We start from the raw sequence: 6,354 nt of genomic DNA, 5'->3' as shown, positions 1-6,354 counted from the left end.
TTCAATAGTCCCATGTTTATCACTCCATTGCCCCCCGTCGCTCACCGCGCGGGAGAAGGGTCACATGGGTCAAATCTCAATGAAAATTACACGCCTACCCGGGTCAGTTCTGGGTGAAAATCAACACAGCACCATTTTGAACGCATAGTCATGGGTGGCCTTTTCGGCCGCCAGCAGCGCAATCTGCCCCGCATCGGCATAGTCAACGCCACAGACCACCTCCATCGTGCCCGCATTGCGCGTCCCTTTCAGCCTGCGGGTGCGGCTTGACGATACGCTGTCGAAGGTAATTTCCGCCGAGGTATCCCCGACCGAACCAAGACCTTCGATTTCCCCGATCTCGGCCCAGGTCTCGCCGTCGAAATCAGCCAGAACGAAATCCGAGGATTTGGCGGCCAGCGCCGCCCCGATATAGAGTTTCGCGCCATTCGTCGCAAAGATGGTCATTTCACAGTTCCTTTGTGCTGAAGGCGCTCTTCGCGTTGCTTGGCGCCGGAATGACAGGGAGTGCAGAGCGATTGCAGATTGGTCGGATCGAGCCGCCGCTCGGGCGCCTCGCGGCGCGGGATGATGTGATCAACCTCCTGCGCAGGCCGACCGCAGCGGCAGCACCACGGGTTGCGCGCAAGATGATCGGTGCGCAGGCGGCGCCAGTCCGCCCCCAGCCCGCGCGCCGAGGCGCTGGGGCGGGCCTTGTCGAACCGGGCCTTGCGTTCGGCATCGCGCCGCGCCTCGCAGGGGCATCGCGCACCGGATGGCACCCGATGTCCGCAAGCACAAAGACGAGGCGCGCGCACCGGCATCAGGGCACCGGACGCTCGGCCAGATCGGTCAGCACCGCCACCGCGCCGACCTGCATGCTGGTGCCCCCGGCCTTGGTCAGGGACAGGCGCACATGCCGCTTCCAGCCGAGATAGCCCAGCCGGTAAGAGGTGGTGGCCGCAAGCGTGGCCGGGGCATCGCTCTGGATCTGGGCGGCATCCACATCGGTCCAGCCGGTGGAGCCGTCATCGCTTTCCTGAAGCGTGGCCCCGAAATCACCGTCCCCGGTGATGGCGCCGGTGTTGACGATCACCGCCATCCGACCCACGCCCAGAAGGTCGATGGCCGGGCCGGTGATGGCCGCACTGCGCGAGGCCGAGGCAAGCGCCTGGACCGCGCGGATATCGGAATAAAGGTCACGCATGGCAGGGCCTCCTTAGCTGACAGCCATCTTGAGTTTGCGGAACCGCGCGGCCTGCAGGACGCCGCCGCCCACGCGCCGGTTGGCGTGGATCCGGGTCATGCCGTTGGTGCGGCGGGTGTAGGGATCAACCAAAACGTCGAGGCCGATCCGGTCGAGGATGCGGTAGGCTTCCCAGTCGCCATAGATGATCGGGAAGGCATCGGCGCCGATATCGGGCATGTCCACCATCTCGACCACCGGCCGCCCGAGGATCATCTCGGGTTGCCCCGCCTGATAGGAGGGCTGCCACAGGAACCGGCCATCGCCATCCTTCAGCTTGCGGATCGCGGCCAGCGTGGTGCCGTTCATGGCCCAGGCACCCCGGTTGCGATAGGTCGCGGGCAAAGCATAGAGCAGCGTGATCAGCGCATCCGGCGACAGGTTCGCCGCATGGCCATTGGCGGTGAAGGCGATATCGGGGTTCACCATGAAGCCCTCGGGTTCCAGAACACCCTCACCCCAGACAAAGGCCGTGGCCTCCTTCTTGCCGAAATCCTCGGCCAGGGCGGCGCGCACTTCCGTCTCGGCCTGCGGCGCATCGCCCAGCAGGCGGTTGGAAATATCGACAAAGGTGGCGAGTTCCTTCACCGCGATTTCCTTCTGGCCGAAGGTGATGCCGGAAGCCTCGCGGGTCTGGGTTTCTCCCACCCATTTCGCATTCGTCAGATCGCCGCGCGTCGGGTAGATGGTCGAGGGCGCGCCCGTGCCGCGCACCGATGCAACGGCCCGGATCGGGCTGAACTCGACCAGATCGCGGATGACTTCGGTGGAAAGCTCGGCAGGCGCCAGATAGCCGCCCTCCGGGTTGCTGGACTGATTCAGCGCCTTCTGGTCCTCGGGGCTGATCGCATCCCCGAGGCGCAGATAGGCCGCGAAGGCCTTGCGCTCGACGCTCGGTTCATCGGCCTTGTCGTCACCCTCGCCCTTGGGCCGGTTCATCTTGGCCTCAAGCTTGTCGAGGCGATCCCCGAGCTTGGTGGTATCGGTCTTCTTCTCGACCTCTTTCAGCCGGTCATCGACCGTCTTGGCGAGATCGGAAATCGCCTTGGTGACCATATCGGAGGGGTCATCATCCTCGCCCTTGCGGGTGAGGGCCGTGCTGCCGAGCAGCTGGTGGTGCAAAACGTGTTTCATCTTAACTCCGGGAAAGCTGCGCCATGGCGCGTTGAAGGGCGGCGGTGTAGCGCAGGGCGCAGACCGCATCTTTCGCGCTGGTCACCCGCGCGCCGGGATGCATGGGGATCGTCACAAGGGACGCTTCCATAAGGTCGAGGGCCGTGATCATCCGACCGCGCGGGCTGCGCCGGTCAGCCTTGCGGGTGACAAAGCCGATGGAGATCCCGCGCACCGCACCGGCCTGCACCAGCGCGCGGACCTCACGCGCGCGGGGCAGATCATCGACCAGCAGGCGGCCTTTCAGGTGCAGGCCCTCTGCCTTTTCCTCGGCCACTTCCCAGACGCCCACCGGGTCATTCTGGTCGTGGCCAAAGAGCATCGGCAGCGGCAGCTTCATGCCTGCGAAGGCCCCCTTCTGGATCATGTCGCCCACCCGATCCGGAACGGCAAAGGGCCATGCCAGCGCACTGATCGCGCCGGAATCGTCGGCAAGGATCTTGGTTTCGATCAGGCTACGATCCATCACGCGGCACCCTTCGCAAAGGCGCGGCGCGATCCCGCGAAATCATCAACCTGTTCCTGCACCCAGCGCCCGGCCTTCAGCAGGCGCAGGACAGCCTCGAAACTGAAGGGCACCGGCTTGCCGTCCTCGGAGGCCTCCCAGCCGAGGACACAGCGCGCGAGGTTCCGCAGGCGGGCCGTCTCGCGGTTCTCGGCGGAAACCCGGCCCTCATCATCGGCCATGTCGGCCAGCTCATCCGCGAGCTTCAGGCGGGCCCGGGCCTGCACCATCGAATCGGGTCCGGCCACCAGCAGGCGGATGCCCACCGGCTTGCCGTCGAACGGGTCCAGAAGGTCAAGCCAGCGCCCCCGGTCCTGATCCTCGGCAATGGCGGAAACGTCACTCAGGTTCATCGGTCGGTTCCTTCGCTGGCGGAGCGGCCGGGGGCGGGCCACTGGTGATGTTCGGGTTCAGGAATTCATCGCCGCCCGCGCGCGGCGGCAGACCGATCCAGCTGCGCCCCTCATTGCTGTTGATGGTGCGCGATGCGATCAGGCTGTTGATGACCGTGGCCCGGGTCGCGAGATCCGCACGGGTCAGGTCGTCGCGATCAAAGCGGATGACGTGATCGGCGCGCTCGGCATCCGAAAACAGCGCCCGGCGCATGGCCCCCTCGAGGCCGCGCAGCCAAGGTTCCAGCGTGTAGGACAGGAATTCCCGGCCCTTCTGTTCAGAATTCGACCAGGTCGCGCGCGACAGATCGCCCACCATCGGGGCCGGGATGTTGAAGATCCGGGCGATTTCCTCGATCTGGAACCGTCGGTTTTCAAGGAACTGCGCATCGGTGGAATTGAAGGTGTAGGGTTGGAAGGTGATCCCGTCAGGCAGAACTGCCGTGCGGCCCCGATCCTCGCCCTCATGCGCCTGCCGCCAAGCAGCCAGCCCCGATTTCACCGCGCTTTCCCCGATCCCCGTGGGGAATGTCAGCGCACCGGAAGGCCGAGCCCCCCGCGAGAACAGTCGGGCCGCATGGCGGTCCAGTGCCACCGCGATGCCGATGGCTTCCCGCGCCAGCGTCAGGGGCGCGCGGCCGAGAGGCGGCAGAAGGTGGATCACATCACGCGCCGGGATCATGTTGCTGGACAGCTTGTAGCGCCGTTCCCCGGTGTTCTGATCGACCTCGAAGGAAATGAACCCGTGCCGGTAGCGCACCAGTTCGCGCGCCTCGCCGTTGGGGCGGTTCACCCAGACCATGCCGCCGGCATCCCGGGTCAGCGCGTCCTGGACGATCTGCCGGATCAGCTCAAAGCCGCTGGTCCAGTCATTCGCATCGCCGCGCAGCAGCGGCAGAAGCGGGTGATCGGGAACGTCTATTTCCGAGGTGCCATCGATCCGCTTCACCATCACATCGAGGCTGGCAACGGCCTCCGAGATCAGCTGAACCGCGTTCGCGACCACCGGCACCTGCATCGCCTCCGCAGAGGTCACCGCGATCCCCGCAACACTGGGCGCGCTTCCGGTGATCAGCTCATCCCAGCTCGACGCCGTGGTGAACGACTTGGTTTCCGGCGCAGGGGCCGTGCGGGTGAAGGGCCAGAGTTTCATCCTTCAGTTTATGCGGGACGAAATCAGGCCGGGCCAAGCTGGCAAAACCAGTCAAAACGCAACATTTCACAACAAAACGCAACATCAGCGCCGCGCCCGCCATGCCCGCAGCTCCCTGCTGCGCGCAAACCACCGGCCCATCGGCTTCGTCACCGGCAGGTCGCTGGCCGGATCGTTTGCCCAGCGACGCGCCGTTTCGACGGCCACGCCGAGGCAGCTTGCGATTGACTTCATGCCCCAGAGATCGCGGTTCGGTTCAAGGACATCGTCCGCCCGCCACCGATCCAGCGGCGCCGGATCGTCCGGAATCGCCAGCGATTTCCCCATTTCCCCGACGTTGCCCATGCTCTCAATCCCCTTTCTTATGTCTAAGGCTTTGATAAAAAGCCTATTTACCGCAAATCTAGCGTTTGCCACCCCGCGCCGGTCCCCGCGAAGGGGTCAAAGTTCAGGACCACCCCCCGGGGCGGCGCGGATCAGTCGAGGGCGAACACCAGCCGCACGTTCTCATCGCGGCAGATCAACCGGGCCGCATGCTCGGCCTCGGTTCTGGTTGTGAAATCGCCGATGAAGATCCGGGTCGATCCGATCACCCTGACCAACGAGAAATACTGCTGGCCCACAGTGCCCAGCGAACCCGGCTTGCCGCGCATCGCCCGCGCTTGTTCCGCCGTCAGACTCCCCGTGGTGATCTTGAAGTATCCCTGTGAGATCGGGTTGACCTGCGCCGCCCCTTGCCCCCCGGTGCGGAAGCCCCGCCCGCCCCGCCTCATGCGCCCGGTCCCGTAACCTGCGCTTCCAGCCATGCGGTCAGCTCACGCCGCGAGGCCCACCAGCGCGTTCCGACCCAGCGCACCGGGATGCCGTTGGTTCCGGCCTTGGCCATCTTGCGCAGGGTGCAGTTGCAGACCCCGACCACCGGCGCGATCTGGGGAATACCGACCAGCCGATCCGCGACCGGGTTATCCTTCAAGTTCTCAGCTTTCATTCCAGCTTCCTTTCGCTTCGTGATCAGCCCTCAAGGCCTGATCGTTTCAGACTTTCCTCGGTCACAAGCCCGCGCTCCCGCATCTCTCTCACCTGCCCCGCGGACAGGGCAGAGGGCGCGACATATCGGCCTGCGTTGATTTTCTCAGCAAACAACATCAGGACGGCGTTCCGGTCTCCAACTGGGGCTTGATCGGAGTTTCCGTGCTTCCGGCGCTTGGCCTCGCGGGCGCGCCCGCCCACAGGCGCGCAAGGTTCTTGATGGTTAATTGATGGTTTGGGTGCACCGGGTGCGGGGGTGAGGGTGCACCGGGTGCGGGGGTAGGGTGCACCGGGTGCGGGGGGCACCGGGTGCGGGGGTGCACCGGGTGCGGGGGTAGAAGGTGCCTGAAGCACAGGCAGACACAACCTGAATCGGTTGGATCCCTTGCGCCCGGCGTTCGACCTGGTGACGATGAACCCCCGCTGTTCAAGCCGCCGAATAACTTGCTGAACCCCACGCTCACTCATGCCGGTCATCCGCACCAGCCGCGCAATTGAGGGGAAACATTCGTTCAGTTCGTCGGCATGATCGGCCAGCGCCAACATGACAAGCTTCTCATGCGGTGCAAAATCCGGGTATGCAAATACCGCTGACATCAGAACCACACTCACCACGGCACCCCGATTTTGCCACCAGCGCACCGGACATGGCGGGCGCGGCACAGCTCGGCCAACGCCCGTCTGATCATCTTACCCGACACCCCGAGACACCGCGCCAGCGCCTCGGGATCCGGGTTGCGCTGGCCGGTTTCGCTGGCCCATACGGACAGGGCCAGCTCATGCGCCAGCAGCCGCGCCAAGGGCGTTAGCGAGGCATCGCACCGAACGGACTCAAGCCACTGGAATCCTACCCAGTCCGCATGCGGCACAGGATCGC

11 protein-coding genes are annotated in these 6,354 nt (G+C 65.0%); all 11 read right to left on the bottom strand.

All coding sequences use genetic code 11. The features are described 5' to 3' along the window. Positions 1-120: 120 nt before the first annotated feature. Positions 121-447, bottom strand: a complete 327-nt coding sequence (locus JL811_RS19080) for a hypothetical protein (protein WP_202690302.1) — start codon at positions 445-447, stop codon at positions 121-123. Beyond that, complete coding sequence (locus JL811_RS19075; RefSeq protein ID WP_337924774.1) at positions 444-761, bottom strand: HNH endonuclease; 318 nt, start codon at positions 759-761, stop codon at positions 444-446. The genes JL811_RS19080 and JL811_RS19075 overlap by 4 nt, the downstream gene beginning before the upstream one ends. Before the next feature lie 41 nt (positions 762-802). Beyond that, positions 803-1,186 carry a hypothetical protein gene (locus JL811_RS19070; protein WP_202690300.1) on the bottom strand — a complete coding sequence of 128 codons (384 nt, stop codon included), beginning with the start codon at positions 1,184-1,186 and terminating at the stop codon, positions 803-805. A gap of 12 nt (positions 1,187-1,198) precedes the next feature. Then, positions 1,199-2,359: a phage major capsid protein gene (locus JL811_RS19065; RefSeq protein WP_202690299.1), complete on the bottom strand. Its 1,161-nt coding sequence runs from the start codon at positions 2,357-2,359 to the stop codon at positions 1,199-1,201. A gap of 1 nt (position 2,360) precedes the next feature. Beyond that, a complete protein-coding gene (locus tag JL811_RS19060) occupies positions 2,361-2,864 on the bottom strand; it encodes an HK97 family phage prohead protease (RefSeq protein WP_202690298.1) in 504 nt (167 codons plus the stop codon). Next, positions 2,864-3,256 (bottom strand): hypothetical protein, encoded by a 393-nt coding sequence (locus tag JL811_RS19055; protein ID WP_202690297.1) that lies wholly within the window; start codon positions 3,254-3,256, stop codon positions 2,864-2,866. The genes JL811_RS19060 and JL811_RS19055 overlap by 1 nt, the downstream gene beginning before the upstream one ends. After that, positions 3,243-4,448, bottom strand: a complete 1,206-nt coding sequence (locus JL811_RS19050; protein ID WP_202690296.1) for a phage portal protein — start codon at positions 4,446-4,448, stop codon at positions 3,243-3,245. Before JL811_RS19050 ends, JL811_RS19055 begins: the two co-directional genes overlap by 14 nt. An 84-nt stretch (positions 4,449-4,532) precedes the next feature. Beyond that, positions 4,533-4,793 carry a DNA-binding protein gene (locus JL811_RS19045; RefSeq protein WP_237685078.1) on the bottom strand — a complete coding sequence of 87 codons (261 nt, stop codon included), beginning with the start codon at positions 4,791-4,793 and terminating at the stop codon, positions 4,533-4,535. Between the two features lie 131 nt (positions 4,794-4,924). Further along, positions 4,925-5,221: a hypothetical protein gene (locus JL811_RS19040; protein ID WP_202690295.1), complete on the bottom strand. Its 297-nt coding sequence runs from the start codon at positions 5,219-5,221 to the stop codon at positions 4,925-4,927. Further along, positions 5,218-5,436, bottom strand: a complete 219-nt coding sequence (locus JL811_RS19035; RefSeq protein ID WP_202690294.1) for a hypothetical protein — start codon at positions 5,434-5,436, stop codon at positions 5,218-5,220. The genes JL811_RS19040 and JL811_RS19035 overlap by 4 nt, the downstream gene beginning before the upstream one ends. Positions 5,437-5,459: 23 nt before the next feature. Next, on the bottom strand, positions 5,460-6,074 hold the full coding sequence (locus JL811_RS20335; RefSeq protein WP_475636557.1) for a helix-turn-helix domain-containing protein: 615 nt from the start codon (positions 6,072-6,074) through the stop codon (positions 5,460-5,462). Between the last annotated feature and the right edge of the window lie 280 nt (positions 6,075-6,354).

The organism is Szabonella alba, from assembly GCF_016765775.1.
GTDB classification, from domain to species: domain Bacteria; phylum Pseudomonadota; class Alphaproteobacteria; order Rhodobacterales; family Rhodobacteraceae; genus Szabonella; species Szabonella alba.
Note: the sequence above shows the minus strand (reverse complement) of the source record. Positions and strands in the feature narration are given on the sequence as shown.

Excerpts from the sequence above, each read along its gene's own strand:
- JL811_RS19055 (WP_202690297.1), bottom strand. The coding sequence starts at position 3,256 with ATGAACCTGAGTGACGTTTCCGCCATTGCCGAGGATCAGGACCGGGGG.
- JL811_RS19035 (WP_202690294.1), bottom strand. The coding sequence starts at position 5,436 with ATGAAAGCTGAGAACTTGAAGGATAACCCGGTCGCGGATCGGCTGGTC.
- JL811_RS19065 (WP_202690299.1), bottom strand. The coding sequence starts at position 2,359 with ATGAAACACGTTTTGCACCACCAGCTGCTCGGCAGCACGGCCCTCACC.
- JL811_RS19080 (WP_202690302.1), bottom strand. The coding sequence starts at position 447 with ATGACCATCTTTGCGACGAATGGCGCGAAACTCTATATCGGGGCGGCG.
- JL811_RS19040 (WP_202690295.1), bottom strand. The coding sequence starts at position 5,221 with ATGAGGCGGGGCGGGCGGGGCTTCCGCACCGGGGGGCAAGGGGCGGCG.
- JL811_RS20335 (WP_475636557.1), bottom strand. The coding sequence starts at position 6,074 with ATGTCAGCGGTATTTGCATACCCGGATTTTGCACCGCATGAGAAGCTT.
- JL811_RS19060 (WP_202690298.1), bottom strand. The coding sequence starts at position 2,864 with ATGGATCGTAGCCTGATCGAAACCAAGATCCTTGCCGACGATTCCGGC.
- JL811_RS19045 (WP_237685078.1), bottom strand. The coding sequence starts at position 4,793 with ATGGGCAACGTCGGGGAAATGGGGAAATCGCTGGCGATTCCGGACGAT.
- JL811_RS19070 (WP_202690300.1), bottom strand. The coding sequence starts at position 1,186 with ATGCGTGACCTTTATTCCGATATCCGCGCGGTCCAGGCGCTTGCCTCG.
- JL811_RS19050 (WP_202690296.1), bottom strand. The coding sequence starts at position 4,448 with ATGAAACTCTGGCCCTTCACCCGCACGGCCCCTGCGCCGGAAACCAAG.